The organism is Pseudomonas sp. GW821-FHT12A04, from assembly GCF_058807755.1.
Genome location: NZ_JBXAQZ010000006.1, coordinates 62,828 through 78,813, shown reverse-complemented (window position 1 = coordinate 78,813; position 15,986 = coordinate 62,828). Strand labels below are relative to the sequence as shown.

The window sequence follows — 15,986 nt, the reverse complement described above, 5'->3', positions numbered from 1 at the left end:
TTCCGCCAAGCGAAAGACAGCAGATGTTCGATCCCCAAGAGGTATTGGCATGCCCCGCCAGCGGTCCCCTGATACTTTGCCCCGACAGGCATGAACGCCACGAGGACGTCTCCAGACAGGCGAAAAACCCCAATGGTGTCAGTATCGACACCGCCGAGCGAACCGCCACCCACAACGGCCCGGTGTCGATGGTTACCGGTGAAGAACTGCTGACCCTGACCGATGGCACCCTCGACGGAATCCTGCCTTTCGACTTCACCCGCCTCTATCGCACCAGTGCCGTCGAAATCGACAGCGGCCTCGGTTTTGGCTGGAGCCATTCGCTGTCCCAGCACCTGGAACTCCACGGCGAGCGGGTGCTGTGGATCGACCCCGAAAACCGCCGCACGCCCTTTCCACGGCCGACGGCGGTGCGCCCGGTGATCCACAACAGCCTGTCGCGGGCGGCGATTTACCTCGGCGAAGAGCCGGACGAACTGATCCTCGCCCTGGCCGGCCACCGCGCGCGGTTCTACCACTTTCATGACGGCCGGCTCAGCACGATCAGCGATGCCTACGGCAATCGCCTGACGGTGCAGCGGGACCGCTGTGACCGGATCCAACGCCTGGACAACGGCGCCGACCGCGCCTTATTGCTGCGTTACGACGTCAAGCACCTGGTGGCCGTCGACTATCAGGTGTTTCAGCGCGGCGACTGCGAGGCAAACACCTGGCGCACCGAACAGACACTGGTCAGCTACCGCTACGACGCCCGCCGGCGCTTGATCGAGGCAACCAACGCCGCAGGTGAAAGCGAGCGCTATGACTACGACGAGCAGCACGTGATCCTGCAACGGCAACTGGCCGGCGGCGCGAGTTTCTTCTGGGCGTGGGAACGCTCTGGCAAGGCAGCCCGCTGCATCCATCATTGGGCCTCGTTTTCGCAAATGGAGGCACGTTACGCCTGGGACGATAAAGGCTGTGTGACAGTGAACAACGCCGACGGTAGCGAAGAGGTTTACGTTCATGACAACCGCGCACGCCTGGTACGCCAGGTCGGGCCCGACGGCGGTGAGTTGCACAAGGCCTACGACGATCAGGGTCGCCTGATCGCCGAGCAGGACGCCCTCTGCGCCGTCACCGAATACCATTATGACGAAGCCGGCCGGTTGATCGCGCGGCGTGCGCCCGATGAGGCGCCCATGACCTGCAACTATCGGCACGGTTTCCTGCGCACCCTCACCCGTGGTCAGGTGACCTGGACCTGTCAGCGCAATGCCCAGGGCGACATCACTGCTGTTTCCGATCCCGACGGGCAGATCACCCGCTATTTCTACGACCCCAAGGGGCGCTTGCTGACAATCCGATTCCCCGATCAGAGCGGTCACCGGTTTGTCTGGAACGCCTTGGGGCAACTGTTGGAGGAGACCTTGCCGGACGGTGCCCAGCGCGCTTTTTCCTACGATGTGCTGGGCCGGCGGATTACCCGGCAGGACGAACACGGTGCCGTCACCGGCTATGAGTGGGACGCCGTGGGTCGACTGACCAGGATCACGCTGCCCACCGGTGCCTGCCGTGCCTATCGCTACAACGCCTACGGCCAGGTCACCGCCGAAACCGACGAACTGGGACGGGTAACCCGTTACGAATACGCCGACGACCTGCACTTGGTCAGCCGTCGGATCAACCCCGACGGCAGCACGCTGAAGTACGGCTACGATCATGCGCAACTGTTGCTCACCGAGATCGAAAACGAGGTCGGCGACACCTATCGGCTGGACTACACGCCTGGCGGATTGATCCGACAGGAAACCGGCTTTGATGGCCGTCGTACCACCTATGCGTATGACGGTAATGGTCAGTTGCTGAAAAAAACCGAGTTCGGCGACGACGGTTCGCAACTCGTCACACAATACCAACGCGACAGCGCCGGGCGCTTATTGCTCAAGACCCTGCCCGATGGGATCAAGGTCGAGTACCACTACGACAACTCAGGGCGACTGGTCCGCGTCGATGACGCTCAGGGCCATCCGCTGGCGTTCGAATACGACCGCCAGGGCCGGCTGATCACCGAACATCAGGGCTGGGGCACCCTGCGTTACGGCTACGATGCCTGCGGTCGGCTCAAGCGGCTGCGCCTACCGGACGACAGTGTCCTTGTCTACCACCATGCCAAGGGGGGCGCCCTCACTGCCATCGATCTCAATGGCACGCGCCTGACCTGCCACCGTTTTGTCGGCGGGCGCGAACGGCAACGCCAACAGGGCCTGCTGCTCAGCGATTACACCTACGACGAGCAAGGCCGCTTGCAGGTCCATTGCGTCAGCCAAAAGCAACGAACGCTGTATCGCCGCGAGTATGCCTACAGCGCCAAGGGCAATCTCCTGCAGATTGCCGACAGCCGTCACGGCCAACGCCACTATCAATACGATGCGTTCGACCGCCTGACCGGCGTACGCCACGACCGCGATCCGTTCGCGGAGAGCTTCACCCATGATCCGGCCGGCAATCTGCTGATCCGTGGCCGTCCAGGCCCGCTCGTGCTCCAGGGCAACCGTCTGCACCGCCATTGCAACAGCCACTACGACTACGACGCCTTCGGCAACCTGATCCGCGAACGCCGTGGCATGCCGCCCCAAGTCACCCAATACACCTATGACAGCCAGCACCGCCTGATCAGCGTCAGCACCCCGGACGGTAAAAGTGTCAGCTACCGCTACGACGCCTTCGGTCGGCGCATCCGCAAAACCGTCGACAGCCAGACCACGCAGTTTTTCTGGCAAGGCGACCAGCTCATCGCCGAAAGCGCTCCCGAGCACTACCGCAGCTACGTTTACGAGCCCGGCAGCTTCCGCCCGCTGGCGCTGCTTGACGGAAAAGGCCCGGCAGACGCCTGCCCGCTCTACTACCAACTCGACCACCTCGGTACCCCGCAGGAACTGACCAACTACGGCGGCGCTATCGTCTGGTCGGCCAAATACACCGCCCACGGCAAACTTCGTGAAGTGAGCCAGGGCGACGGCGAACGACTCAAACAGCCTCTACGGTTTCAGGGACAATACTTCGACGCCGAGAGCGGTCTGCACTACAACCGTCATCGCTACTACCATCCCGACATTGGTCGTTATCTGACGCTGGATCCGGTCATGCTGGCCGGTGGGTTGAACCCGTATCGGTACACCCGGAACCCGACGGGGTGGGTGGCTCCATTGGGATTGGGCGGGAATTGCCCGCAGGAGAACAAGCCGGGATGCTCGGTGCCGTATGGGCAAGGAAGGGCAAGGGTTGATGAGGGAGAGCCTGATGCGCCCTCTCCAAAACCTTCGAATAAATACGGGTATTGCGGAGACTCACTAGAGCCCCGGGGAATTTTTTAACCGGATTCCCCCCTCGGAGCGACACTTCAAAGAAGCAATCGGGACCCGGGGCTCTTCACTGTCGCTTTGTAATAGCTGGCTCACCCGTGCCATCGTCCCGATCTTCTGGATTGGCCTCTATATCATCGTCGTCGCTCGGAACCTGCTCCACACCTGCATCATCATCGTCCGGTGGTCGTTGGTCGCGGCTCAAGGAATCGGTAGGCGACGGCAGCGGATACTCCGGTGTTTCATCAACGTCGGGGACTTTCCGATCAGTGTTCATATCGCACCTCTCTTGTGACCTGGAGTGCAGGCCACGACCTGGCGAGGATCCGGCGATGGACGCGTTCGATCAGCTGGACAGCTCGTCAATCCGACAGCACGATTCGATCAGTCCTCGTCCTCTTCCTCATCTTCAAACTCGATATTCCCCACATCGCCCGCATCATCAGCATCGTTAAGCGGCACCGTCGCATCGTCCATCAGCGATCCCGGATCTTCATTGCCGGGATCGTTTATAGATGGCTGTGCGCTCGGACCCTTTTCTTCCTTGCCTTCGCTTTTCGCAGTCATGGGATGCCTCGCTCAACTAGTGATGCTTATTGTGGTGCTTGTTGTGGTGCTTGTTCGAATGTTTATGTCCGCCACCGGAATGGGAGTGGCCGCTATCACTCCCCAGATCATTGCCGACCGCACCACCGGCTGCACCGCCAAGACCGGCACCGATGGCCGATCCGGTCGAACCGCCAAGACTGTTGCCGATCACTGATCCACCCGCCGCGCCCAAACCACCGCCTACCGCCGCTTCGGTGCGACTGCGCTTTGGCGCGGCAATGGCACTACCGGCCGCGCCGCCGACTCCGGCACCGACGGCCGCACCCGTGCTACCACCCACCTGGCCACCGACAACATTGCCCAGCACCCCACCAAGACCACCGCCCACTGCGGCATCTCCATTACCTCCCGCCAGCGCCACCTGAGAAACCAACAATCCAAAAACAATCGCAGGCAACATCAATCGCCGAGCACTCTGGCTTACGGTTTTTTTGTCGTTGGTTTTCGGGTTCATGGCACGCCTCACATTCTTCAAGGGAGTATGGAAGATTTGAGCCATTGCGGCGTAAAACGTTCATAAATGAAAAAGCCCGGCATCAAGCCGGGCTCTTTTCAAATCTGGATCAGGATCAGTGACGCTTGTGACCATTGGCCAGGTTGCTGCCCACGCCGCCGCCCAATGCACCGCCCAGGCCCGCACCGATGGTGGCACCGGACTTGCCGCCGAGGCTATTGCCGATCACCGAACCACCGGCCGCGCCGACACCGCCACCGATAGCAGCGCTGGTGCGATGACCTTTTTTGGCGGCAACTGCGCTGCCTGCCGCGCCAGCGACGCCCGCACCAATCGCGGCGCCAGTGCTGCCGCCCATCTTCTGGCCGACGACGTTACCCAATGCGCCGCCCAAGCCACCGCCCAGCGCGGCAGTGCCGTCACCAGCCATTGCACCTTGAGCAACCAGAAGCCCCAGAACCAGAGCGGGCAGTGTTAAACGCATGACAAAAACCTCAAAAATAGGGGGTACACAAAAGGGGGCGAGATTGAATGCTTTTGCGCGGATAAAGTCCAGCACACCGGTCCAACTTCGCGATTGGCGAGGGTTGGACAGCGTTTACCGAAAAGGTTTTATCGCGGACAAAAAAAAGCCCGCTGGGGAAACGGGCCAGGTGTTGCTTTCTAACGGATGAGTCGAGATTACGGAGGGTGTTGTGAAAAGTTCGTGAAAGATCCCCCCCTTCAAAAAAATTGTCATAAAACTTTTCGAGCATGAAAAACCCCGCTCTATGACGGGGTCTACCTGACGTTCGATTACTTCCTGACCGGCGCTGTCACCTTGGGTAAAAATTTGCCCTTCAGTACCCGGCACGCCCTGGTCTTGATCTTGTCGACCTCAGTCTGGTCCTCGCCGAAACTGGCCACATACTGGGTCTGACCACACCGCACGGAGTTGTTGATCGGAAACTCTGCGCCATCGTCCTCGATATACGGATCAACCATCTCTCCACCCTTTTCAAAAAGCGCGATCGACAGCGGCAAGCCCTTTGCCTGAAGGAATATCGATCGCCAAGGTTTTTGAGACTAGACGGTCACTAACGGACCTGCCGTTCGGATTTCCCCGTGACCGACGAATGGCTTCTCACCTTTTACCTCAACTTGACCGCAGTCCCGGTCACAAACACCACGACCATCCCTCCCTTTCCGGCCGGCATGCTGATCTCATAATCAAGCCCGACCACCGCGTCCGCCTGAAGCGCCAGCGCCCGCTCCTTGATCTCATCGGTGGCCTGAATGCGTGCTTCCTTCAACGCTCGCTCCAGTGTCTGGGAACGCCCGCCGAAAAAGTCGCGCATCCCGGCAAACACGTCGCGGACAACGTTGATCCCTTGCACCGACTCGGCGCTGACGATGTCCAGGTAGGCGGTAATTTGCCGGCCTTCGATGGACTGGGTCGTGGTGATGATCATGGGTGTTCCTTCCTGTTCAGATAGTCAGCCAACGCGTCAAACGCCGGCAAAGTGACGGGATCATTGGCCGAGTTGCTGGCCACCGGATGGGATGCGTAGCGGACGATGACCATCTCGGCCTTCGGGTCGACATAAATGCGCTGCCCATGGACCCCACGCGCCATGAATGCCCCGCCTTCCTTGCTCGTCACCCACCACATAGACCGGTAACTCCAGTCTTTGAGCAATGTGTAACCCGCCTTGGCGAAAGCCTGCTTATCGCCGCCGCCACGGATATCGTCGATCACTGCCTCTGGCACTATCTGGTGGCCGTTGAACCGACCGCCGTTACGCAGCATCTCGCCAAAACGCGCCAGATCCCGTAACCCCGTATTCAGGCCACCACCGGCGAACGGCGTGCCGATGGAGTCCACTGTGAAATAGCCGTCCTGCTCGGCACCCAACCGGCTCCAGATGTTCTCCGACAGCAGTTGCGCAACATTGCGGCCGGTGGCGCGGGCAATGACCCAGCCCAACACGTCGGTGTTGACGGTTTTGTAGGCAAACGCTTTGCCATGCTCGCCTTGCGGTTGCACCGTCTGCAAAAACTCGTAGTAACTGCGCGGTCCCTCATAACCCTTGGGTTTGGGCAACGGGTTGCCTGCCCGGGCATGGGCCCAGACTTCGGCATCCGGGTCCGCGTAGTCCTCGCTGTATTTGAGGCCCGTGGTCATGTCGAGCACCTGCCGTACCGTGGCGCTGCCAAACGCAGAATCCGCCAGTTCCGGTACATATTCGGCAACCCGCTTGTCAGCATCGATGCGCCCCTGCGCCACCAACATGGCACCCAGCGTGCCGACCACGGACTTGGTCACTGACATTGCGGCGTGCTGGCCGTCCGGCTTCAACACGCCGAAGTAACGTTCGTAGACAACTTTCCCGCGGTGCATCACCACAATGCCATCGGTGTACGTGGCCGCGAGGGATTGCTCCCACGTCATCGGCGCCTTGGCGCCAAGCGGGACAAAACTGATCCCGTCGATATCTTTGCGTAGCACTGTCTCCAGAGGAACCGGAGCACCCAGGCCGCGTGAAACGTTGATCGTCGGCATCAGTTGCCGGAAATTCGAAACACTCCAGCGCATTGCCGGGAACTGGAAATAGCTGCCGTCTTCAAAACGCACGGTGCGATCAGCGGAGGGTGGCGAACCGACCATCCAGCCAAGTTTGGCCGGGTCACTGGCTTGGGCGTCGGGAAAAATCGCAGGGGCGGATGCGAGGGCCAGTGATGACGCGGCAACTATCGACACAGCCGCAATGAGCCTGGCTGCGCCGCGAAAACTGGCGCGAGGATAGAGCATGATGTCGATTCCGTTCGAAGAGTTTGAGCAGTCTACAGCCGGATCGGCTTATTCACTGCTTAAGCATGCGCCTCGCGATCAAGAACATCAGCAACCCACTGATTGATACTTTTGTGGGCTAACTGAGCTTTCACAGCTACCGTCGCGTGAAGGGCTGGGGTCAGGCGCAGACTGAGATGGCCTGAATAGGGCTTCTGTGGGGTGCGGCCGAGTTTGGCGCAAGTCTCCAGATAATCGGTGACGGCCTCTTCGAATGCGGTGCGAAGTTCTTTGACTGACTCGCCGTGAAACCCGACAACATCCTTGATGCCCGCAATGTGGCCGACGAACAGGCCGTCTTCGTCGCTGTACTCGATTCGGGCTGAGTAGCCGTTGTAGTTCATTACGTTCACGGGGTAACTCCTGCTTGCTCAAGAAAAGCCCGGGCGTCACGCACCTGGTAGGGCTTGGCTTCTTTGTCGGGGTGGGGCCGATGAAAAGTGGCCACCACGCCATTCAGTTCAAAACGTACTCGCGATCCATTGCCTTCGATGGTTCTTGCCCCTGCAGCGCCGAACAAAGATTCGATGCGTGACCACTCCATGGTGGCCGGGGCTGGTCTTGAAAATACGGTTTTGAGGGTGCTGAGCTGTTTATTATTCATGGTATTATATCACGATACCGCACAGGATTTAGCAACCGCGAATGACATCGCTGATGCGTGGGAGAAGCCTCTAACGCGTGCTTAAAAAAACGCCGCTTATCCAGAACAGGAAAGCGGCGTTTTTCGTGTGGAAGCGTTTGTTTTGCAAGGCAGGCAGGATATCGGGGTGACTCTCGCCGGGGTTGTAGGCAATTTCCGAGAGTTGCGTAAAGCCTTACGCTTGCTGCGTTTTTAGCTGGCCACTACCTTGCTGGTCTTAACCTGGGCGGGACACCCTTAAGTGGATCTGTATAGATACTCCCTAAGAAGACTGCATTTTTATAATCACTTCGCACGAAAGGAGACGGTTGACCGAAAGCAGGCATTAGCGAGATAGGTACTTGTCTGATGCGCTCACTCATATCGTGCGAGCTAGAACACCCCATAAATCATCTGCGTTCCCACTTTGTTCACATACGGCCCTTTTTCAGACGCCAAAAACCACAAACCCCCGACTTTCTCTAGGAAAATCAGGGGTTTGTGTTTGCAGAATGTGGCGGTGAAGGAGAGATTCGAACTCTCGATACAGTTTCCTGTATACACACTTTCCAGGCGTGCTCCTTAAGCCACTCGGACACTTCACCGTATCTCTTCAAACATGTTCTGTCTGTCGAGGCGCGCTAATGTAGTCGAAAGCTTTTCCGATGGCAAACATTTTTTTCAGAATTTTCATGCGGTTAACGCGATTCAGCGTTTCCGGTCGTTCCCGGCCATGGCAAACCGGCCAATCTCCGGCTTCGTGCCCTCTTCTATATAGAGGGGAATGCGCAGCAGGCACGGCGGGCTGCGCCTGACGGGCGGGCAAAGGGTGACTGGCGGGTCAGTCACGGCGCTTTACCTGGCTTGCGGCGGTGGGTAACGTCTGCCCAACTTTATTGAAAGGAATAGCGTCATGAGTGAGTTGATTTCCTACCATCTCGAAGACGGTATCGCGACCCTGACCTTGAGCAATGGCAAGGTCAATGCCATCTCCCCGGATGTGATTGCCGAGTTCAACGCTGCGCTGGATCGGGCAGTGGCTGATCGTGCGGTGGTGATCATTACCGGCCAGCCGGGCATTCTCTCTGGCGGTTATGACCTGAAGGTGATGACGGCCGGTCCTAGAGAGGCCGTAGCGCTGGTGACCGCCGGCTCGACCCTGGCCCGCCGCCTGCTGTCGCACCCCTTCCCGGTGATCGTGGCGTGCCCGGGGCACGCGGTGGCCAAGGGCGCGTTCCTGCTGTTGTCGGCTGACTATCGCATCGGCGTTGAAGGTGCGTTCAGCATTGGCCTGAACGAAGTGCAGATCGGCATGACCATGCACCACGCGGGCATCGAGATTGCCCGTGACCGCCTGAACAAAGTGGCGTTGCAGCGTTCGGTGGTCAACGGCGAGATGTTCAATCCACAAGGCGCCGTGGCGGCCGGCTTCCTCGATGTCGTGGTCTCGCCTGAAGAACTGCAAGGCGCGGCACTGGCGGCGGCTCGTCAGTTGAAGAAGATCAACATGACCGCGCACAAGAACACCAAATTGAAAGTGCGCAAAGCGCTGCTGGAGGCCCTGGACAACGCGATCATCCAGGATCAGGAGCATTTGGGCTAAGCCTGGATCTGCTGCAATGAAAAGCCCGACCGTCGTGTCGGGCTTTTTCATACATGTCTGCGTTAAACGTCTGTGACCGCTCTAGGCCGCATCTGACCAAATAGTCGGAAACATCAACTCAAACATCGACCATCTCCCACTTCCCTGGGAGCAATTGCCGAAAACAGTGCACATCCGTACACTGCGCCACCTTTTGTCCCGGTGGGGCCTGTAAATGCTGTTTTTGTGCCGTATGTCATTGATGGGCCTGCACTTTATCGTGGCGGGTGTGCTGGGGGTGATGCTCGGCCTGTGCCGGCCGTTCAATCCGGACAACAGCCGCCTGTGCGCACGCCTGTACGCATGGCCGGCCATGTGCATTTTGCGTTTGCGAGTGAAGGCCGAAGTCGGGCCGTTGATGGATAAACCCGACAGCTGCGTGATCATCGCCAATCACCAGTCCAACTATGACCTGTTTGTGTTTGGCAACGTGGTGCCCCGTCGTACCGTGTGCATCGGCAAAAAGAGCCTGAAGTGGGTGCCGCTGTTCGGGCAGTTGTTCTGGCTGGCCGGCAATGTGCTGATCGACCGTGGCAATGCGCAAAAGGCACGCAAGTCGATGTTGACCACCACCCACACCCTGCAAAACAAAGACACCTCGATCTGGGTTTTCCCGGAAGGCACGCGCAACCTGGGTGAGGACTTGCTGCCCTTCAAGAAAGGCGCCTTTCAGATGGCGATTGCCGCCGGGGTGCCGATTGTCCCGGTGTGCGTCAGCAGTTACGTCAAACACATGCGGTTGAACCGCTGGCGCAGCGGGAAAATCCTGATTCGCTCGTTGCCGGCGATTCCCACCGCTGGATTGAGCCTGGACGACATGCCCCTGCTGATCGCCCAGTGCCGCGAGCAGATGCGTGAATGCATCGAATCGATGGACCGGCAACTGCAAGCCGCCTGAAAAAGAAACCCGCCTGGTGCGGGTTTTCTTTTGCCTGTGCGTCTTTGCCCAGAACTCGGCAGATTTAACTGACTCTCAAACACTGCAAGGCTAAGCTGAGCCACACTGCCAATGCATTCGTTGCCAATTGAAAGCTGCCAAAAGAAGTGAACCACCATCATGGGTAGAGTTGTTGCTGCTGCGGTTTATAGCGCCGGTAAGAGAGTCACTGATATCAGCCTTGACGAAGGCGCAGCCTGGGCTGCAAGGCCCGGGCACTTTGTCTGGATCGGCCTCGAAGAGCCGAACGCCGAGGAGCTCTACAATCTGCAACGCCAGTTCAACCTGCACGAACTGGCCATCGAAGACGCCCTGGAAAAGCACAGCCGACCGAAGCTGGAAACCTTCGGCGATGCGCTGTTCATCGTGACGTATTCGCCCATCCGCCATGAGGGCAAACTCGAGTTCATCGAGACGCATATCTTTGCCGGCAATGGTTACATCATTACTGCGCGCAACGGTCACTCCGCATCCTACGCCCATGTCCGACAGCGCTGTGAGGCGCGTCCGCTATTGCTTGAGCACGGGGAAGATTTCGTACTCTATGCCATCCTCGATTTCGTGATCGAAAACTACCAGCCGATGGGCGAAGCCATTCACGGGGAAATCGATGAGTTGGAGCGCAACGTGTTGTGCGGCTCGCTCAATGACTACGACATCCAGAAGCTACATGGCCTGCGTCGTGATGTTTTGCGCTTGCGTCGCTATGTGGCACCGATGATTGAGATCGGGGAGGAATTGCAGAGGCTGAGCTTCCCGTTCATCGACAAGAACATGCGCCCGTACTTTCGCGATGTGCAGATTCATGTAACGCGGCAGATGGAAGACCTGACGACGCTGGCGGATATTGCCAGCCAGACGATTGAGGTCGGGGTGCTGTTGGAGGCCTCTCGCCAGAGCGTGGTGCAACGCAAGTTTGCGGCCTGGGCGGCGATTCTGGCCTTCCCGACGGCAGTGGCGGGGATCTACGGGATGAATTTCCAGAACATGCCGGAGTTGGGCTGGCACTACGGGTATTTCGGGGTGCTGGGGTTTATTACGGTGGGTTGTCTGGGGTTGTGGGCGAGCTTCAAGAAATCGGGGTGGCTGTAGGAGCGAGCCTGCTCGCGAAAAACCTGAGAGCACCGCGGGCTGTCAGGTTTGGCGCATTATCGTTCACGACCATCGTGAGCAGGGCTCGCTCCTACAGGTTTTAAACAGCTGTTGGCTTGTGCGCGACAAACCGCATCATCCACTCGGCAACCGTGGTGCCGTGGTGTTCCTGTTCCAGGCTCGCGATCCCTTTGGAGTAGACCTGCTCGCCCAGTGCCTGCTGGCGAATTTCCAGCAGGGCACGGGAGTAGTCGTGGATGAATTCCGGATGCCCCTGGAAGCACAGCACCTGATCGTTGATGTGGTAGGCGGCAAACGGGCAGAAGTCGCTGGAAGCGATGACCGTGGCGTTCTCCGGCAGCGACGTGACCTGATCCTGGTGGCTGATCAGTAGCGTCAATTCTTCGCGCACCGGGTTCATCCACGGCGCCTTGGCGGCCAATTTGTAATTGTGGGTGCCGACGCCCCAGCCCTGGGTCGCACGCTCGCTCTTGCCACCGAGCAGCAACGCCAGCAACTGATGACCGAAGCAAACGCCCAGCAGCTTGTCGCCGCGCTCGTAGCGGGTCAGCAGATATTTCTTGAGGGTTTCGATCCACGGGTCGGTGCCGAAAGAGTCGGCCTTGCTGCCCGTCACCAGGTAGGCGTCGAACGTCAGGTCGTCGCTTGGGTACTCACCCTGCACCACGTTGTAGACCGTGAACTCGGCGGCAATCGGCTGCTGCGAAAACAGGTGTTTGAACATCTGCCCGTAGCCCTGATATTGGTCAACCAATTCCGGACGCAGGTGGTCGGTTTCCAGAATGCAGATGCGTAACGACATAAAAAATACCTGACACGTGATGGGAATAATGCACACCCCAGAGCCTGCCTTGAAACGCTGTGACAAGGCAAGCCCCGAAATGCATCATCTCCCCCTTAGAACGCCTCCCCTTTGGCGGCCTTCTCCAGCAGCAAGGCGGGAGGCGCGAACCGCTCGCCATACTGTGTGGCCAGATACTGGGCTCGGGCCACAAAGTCCTGCACGCCGTACTGGTTGATGAACTGCAGCGCACCGCCGGTCCAGGCGGCGAAACCGATGCCGAAGATCGAGCCAACGTTGGCATCCGCCGTCGAGGTCAACACCCCCTCCTCCACACAGCGCACGGTTTCGATGGCTTGCACGAACAGCAGGCGATCACGCACGTCCTTGGGCGAAATCTGCCCGTCGGCTTTCTCGAAGCGGGTTTTCAACTCAGGCCACAGGTGTTTCTGGCCGCCCGCCGGATACTCGTAGAAACCTCCACCGCCAGCCTTGCCCGGACGTTTGAACTCATTGAGCAACAAGTCAATCACGGTAAATGCCGGGTGTTCTGTCAGCGGTTTGCCTTCTGCTTGCAGGTCCTTGGCCGTTTGCAGGCGGATATGGTTCATCAGGCTGAGGGAAACTTCGTCAGAGATCGCCAGCGGTCCTACCGGCATGCCGGCCTTGCGCGCTTCAGTCTCGATCATCGCCGCGCTCACGCCCTCACCCAGCATGGCAATGCCTTCATTGGTGAAGGTGCCGAACACCCGCGACGTGAAGAAACCGCGGCTGTCATTGACCACAATCGGGGTTTTCTTGATTTGCAGGACGTAATCGAAGCCGCGGGCCAGGGTTTCATCGCTGGTGTTGGCGCCCTTGATGATTTCCACCAGCGGCATTTTTTCCACGGGGCTGAAAAAATGCAGGCCGATGAACTTGCTCTGATCGGGCACGGCACACGCCAGGCCGCTGATCGGCAAGGTCGAGGTGTTGGAGGCGATCACCGCGTCCGCGCCGACGACCTTCTGCGCCGCCAACGAGACTTTGGCCTTCAAATCCCGATCCTCGAACACGGCCTCGATGATCAGGTCGCAACCGGCCAGGTCGGCATCGCTTTCGCTGGTTTGAATGCGTGACAGAACGGTGTCGCGTTGCTCGATGCTCATTTGTCCGCGAGCAACCTTCTTGTCCAGCAGCGCCGCCGAATGCGCCTTGCCCTTCTGCGCCGCCGCGAGGTTGATGTCCTTGAGCACCACATCGATCCCCGCCGACGCACTGACAAACGCAATACCGGCGCCCATCATCCCGGCGCCGAGCACGCCGACCTTGCGGGTGACATAAGGCGCAAAGCCTTGAGGCCGCGAGCCGCCGGCATTGATTTCGTTGAGCTGGAACCAGAACGTGCCAATCAGGTTTTTCGAGACCTGGCCGGTGGTCAGTTCGGTGAAGTAGCGGGTTTCGATCAAGTGCGCCGTGTCGAAGTCCACCTGGGCGCCTTCGACCGCTGCGCAGAGGATTTTCTCCGGCGCGGGCATCGTGCCCTGGGTTTTACTGCGCAGGATCGACGGCGCAATCGCCAGCATCTGCGCAACTTTCGGGTTTGACGGTGTGCCGCCCGGAATCTGGTAGCCCTTCACGTCCCAGCGCTGCACCGCCGCTGGATTGGCCAGAATCCACGTCCGCGCCTTGGCCAACAAGCCTTCGTGATCGGTCGCCAACGCGTCGATCAATCCTGCCTGCAATGCCTGTGGTGGCCGCACTTTCTTGCCTTCAAGCAAATAAGGCAGGGCTTTTTCCAGGCCGAGCATGCGCACCATGCGCACCACGCCTCCGCCGCCTGGCAGCAGGCCAAGGGTGACTTCCGGCAGGCCGAGTTGCACCGACGGGTGGTCCAGCGCCACGCGGTGATGGCAGGCCAGGCAGATTTCCCAGCCGCCGCCCAGTGCGGCGCCATTGATCGCCGCGACCACAGGCTTGCCGAGGGTTTCCAGGGCGCGCAACTGGCCCTTGAGGCTCAGCACCATGTCGTAGAAGGCCTTGGCCTGGGGTTTGCCAACCTTGATCAGCTCGTTGAGATCGCCGCCAGCGAAAAATGTCTTCTTGGCCGAGGTGATGATCACACCGGCGATGCTGTCCTTGTCGGCCACCAGGCGCGCAACGCAGTCCGCCATGGCTTCGCGGTACACCGCGTTCATGGTGTTGGCGCTCTGGCCCGGCATGTCGATGGTCAGGACGACGATCTGGTCCTGGTCTTTTTCGTAACGAATGGCTTCGCTCATAACTGGGTTCCTTGATGTCCGGGCTCAGAGGCGTTCGATGATGGTGGCAATGCCCATGCCGCCGCCGACACACAGGGTCGCGAGGCCATAACGCAGGCGCCGGGCTTCCAGCTCATCGAGCAGCGTGCCGAGAATGGCGCAGCCAGTGGCGCCCAGCGGGTGGCCCATGGCGATTGAGCCGCCGTTGACATTGACCTTGTCCGGATCGACGGCCATGTCCTTGATGAATTTCAACACCACCGACGCGAACGCCTCGTTGACCTCGAACAGGTCGATGTCTTCGACCCGCAGCCCGGCCTTGGCCAGCGCCTTGCGGGTCGCCGGCGCGGGGCCGGTGAGCATGATGGTCGGATCGGTGCTGGTGACCGCCGTGGCGACAATCCGCGCCCGTGGCTGCAAGCCCAGCGCCCGGCCCTTGGCTTCGGAGCCGATGAGCATCAGCGCCGCGCCGTCGACAATCCCGGAGCTGTTGCCGGGGGTGTGCACATGGTTGATCCGCTCGACATGGCTGTAGACCCGCAGCGCGGTGGCATCGAAACCCATCTGCCCCATCATCTCGAAACTCGGCTTGAGCTTGCCCAGGCCTTCCAGGGTCGAGTCGGCGCGGATGAACTCATCGTGATCGAGCAGGATGATGCCGTTCTGGTCCTGCACCGGCACCAGCGACTTTTTGAACGAACCGTCGGCCCGCGCCCGTGCAGCCTTTTGCTGGGAATGCAACGCGTAGGCATCGACGTCCTGACGGCTGAAGCCTTCAAGGGTGGCGATCAGGTCTGCACCCACGCCCTGTGGCGTGAAGTGACTGTGCAGGTTGGTCGCCGGGTCCAGCGCCCAGGCCCCGCCATCGCTGCCCATCGGCACCCGGGACATCGACTCGACACCACCGACCACCACCAGGTCTTCGAAACCGGAACGCACTTTCATCGCGCCGAGGTTCACGGCCTCCAGCCCCGAAGCACAGAACCGGTTGATCTGTACTCCCGCCACGCTGACATCCCAATCGGCCACCTGAGCGGCAGTCTTGGCGATGTCGGAACCTTGATCACCAATCGGGGTTACGCAGCCAAGCACCACATCATCGACCTGGCTGGTGTCCAGCGCTGTGCGCTGTTGCAGTGCGGTGAGCAAACCAGCCACCAGGTTCACCGGTTTGACGCTGTGCAAGGCGCCATCGGCCTTGCCTTTGCCACGGGGCGTGCGTAACGCGTCGAAAATCAATGCTTGGGTCATGACGTCCTCGAACCGCAGTGCAGATGGGTAGATACCGAGTGCCCACTCTTGGCCCGAGCCGCGTTTGATTCAATGACCGCAGCGCTCACAGACATTGACGCTCACGCTCAGACGAACGGTAGTCAGCTACCGTTCAGGACACCAAGCTGTCTAGCCAACGGCT

General features: G+C 59.6%; 16 protein-coding genes and 1 tRNA gene. 4 read left to right on the top strand and 13 right to left on the bottom strand.

All coding sequences use genetic code 11. The features are described from left to right. Positions 1-23 precede the first annotated feature (23 nt). Complete coding sequence (locus AC1RS8_RS11390; protein WP_489340069.1) at positions 24-3,356, top strand: RHS repeat-associated core domain-containing protein; 3,333 nt, start codon at positions 24-26, stop codon at positions 3,354-3,356. A gap of 55 nt (positions 3,357-3,411) precedes the next feature. On the opposite strand, the gene AC1RS8_RS11385 is transcribed toward AC1RS8_RS11390, so the two are convergent. From AC1RS8_RS11385 to AC1RS8_RS11340, 10 genes are all read right to left on the bottom strand, one after another. After that, positions 3,412-3,621, bottom strand: a complete 210-nt coding sequence (locus AC1RS8_RS11385) for a hypothetical protein (protein ID WP_150812362.1) — start codon at positions 3,619-3,621, stop codon at positions 3,412-3,414. Positions 3,622-3,728: 107 nt separating this feature from the next. Further along, positions 3,729-3,911, bottom strand: a complete 183-nt coding sequence (locus AC1RS8_RS11380; protein WP_150812361.1) for a hypothetical protein — start codon at positions 3,909-3,911, stop codon at positions 3,729-3,731. Between the two features lie 16 nt (positions 3,912-3,927). After that, positions 3,928-4,407 (bottom strand): glycine zipper domain-containing protein, encoded by a 480-nt coding sequence (locus tag AC1RS8_RS11375; RefSeq protein ID WP_150812360.1) that lies wholly within the window; start codon positions 4,405-4,407, stop codon positions 3,928-3,930. 115 nt (positions 4,408-4,522) lie between these two features. Further along, positions 4,523-4,891, bottom strand: coding sequence for a hypothetical protein (locus tag AC1RS8_RS11370; RefSeq protein ID WP_007988063.1), 369 nt, complete (start codon positions 4,889-4,891; stop codon positions 4,523-4,525). A 311-nt stretch (positions 4,892-5,202) separates the two neighbouring features. Next, positions 5,203-5,391, bottom strand: a complete 189-nt coding sequence (locus tag AC1RS8_RS11365; protein ID WP_057716647.1) for a hypothetical protein — start codon at positions 5,389-5,391, stop codon at positions 5,203-5,205. Positions 5,392-5,537: 146 nt separating this feature from the next. After that, complete coding sequence (locus AC1RS8_RS11360; RefSeq protein ID WP_090454008.1) at positions 5,538-5,858, bottom strand: YbjQ family protein; 321 nt, start codon at positions 5,856-5,858, stop codon at positions 5,538-5,540. Beyond that, a complete protein-coding gene (locus AC1RS8_RS11355; RefSeq protein ID WP_489340068.1) occupies positions 5,855-7,198 on the bottom strand; it encodes a serine hydrolase domain-containing protein in 1,344 nt (447 codons plus the stop codon). The genes AC1RS8_RS11360 and AC1RS8_RS11355 overlap by 4 nt, the downstream gene beginning before the upstream one ends. 59 nt (positions 7,199-7,257) lie before the next feature. After that, positions 7,258-7,590: a type II toxin-antitoxin system HicB family antitoxin gene (locus tag AC1RS8_RS11350; RefSeq protein ID WP_223503170.1), complete on the bottom strand. Its 333-nt coding sequence runs from the start codon at positions 7,588-7,590 to the stop codon at positions 7,258-7,260. Next, on the bottom strand, positions 7,587-7,841 hold the full coding sequence (locus AC1RS8_RS11345) for a type II toxin-antitoxin system HicA family toxin (RefSeq protein WP_218542839.1): 255 nt from the start codon (positions 7,839-7,841) through the stop codon (positions 7,587-7,589). The genes AC1RS8_RS11350 and AC1RS8_RS11345 overlap by 4 nt, the downstream gene beginning before the upstream one ends. Before the next feature lie 533 nt (positions 7,842-8,374). After that, positions 8,375-8,464: transfer RNA gene (locus AC1RS8_RS11340), tRNA-Ser, on the bottom strand. Positions 8,465-8,772: 308 nt separating this feature from the next. Between AC1RS8_RS11340 and AC1RS8_RS11335 the strand changes: the two genes are divergently transcribed. The 3 genes from AC1RS8_RS11335 (at position 8,773) to AC1RS8_RS11325 (ending at position 11,530) form a co-directional block, all read left to right on the top strand. After that, positions 8,773-9,462, top strand: coding sequence for a crotonase/enoyl-CoA hydratase family protein (locus tag AC1RS8_RS11335; protein WP_057715728.1), 690 nt, complete (start codon positions 8,773-8,775; stop codon positions 9,460-9,462). Between the two features lie 214 nt (positions 9,463-9,676). Then, positions 9,677-10,399 (top strand): lysophospholipid acyltransferase family protein, encoded by a 723-nt coding sequence (locus AC1RS8_RS11330; protein WP_057715729.1) that lies wholly within the window; start codon positions 9,677-9,679, stop codon positions 10,397-10,399. A gap of 159 nt (positions 10,400-10,558) precedes the next feature. After that, positions 10,559-11,530, top strand: a complete 972-nt coding sequence (locus AC1RS8_RS11325; protein ID WP_489340067.1) for a magnesium and cobalt transport protein CorA — start codon at positions 10,559-10,561, stop codon at positions 11,528-11,530. 100 nt (positions 11,531-11,630) lie between these two features. Here AC1RS8_RS11325 and AC1RS8_RS11320 read toward each other — a convergent pair whose 3' ends face one another. From AC1RS8_RS11320 to AC1RS8_RS11310, 3 genes are all read right to left on the bottom strand, one after another. After that, positions 11,631-12,353 carry an amidotransferase gene (locus AC1RS8_RS11320; protein ID WP_057715731.1) on the bottom strand — a complete coding sequence of 241 codons (723 nt, stop codon included), beginning with the start codon at positions 12,351-12,353 and terminating at the stop codon, positions 11,631-11,633. 95 nt (positions 12,354-12,448) lie between these two features. Then, positions 12,449-14,593, bottom strand: a complete 2,145-nt coding sequence (locus tag AC1RS8_RS11315) for a 3-hydroxyacyl-CoA dehydrogenase NAD-binding domain-containing protein (protein WP_489340066.1) — start codon at positions 14,591-14,593, stop codon at positions 12,449-12,451. Between the two features lie 24 nt (positions 14,594-14,617). Further along, a complete protein-coding gene (locus tag AC1RS8_RS11310) occupies positions 14,618-15,823 on the bottom strand; it encodes an acetyl-CoA C-acetyltransferase (protein WP_102672399.1) in 1,206 nt (401 codons plus the stop codon). Between the last annotated feature and the right edge of the window lie 163 nt (positions 15,824-15,986).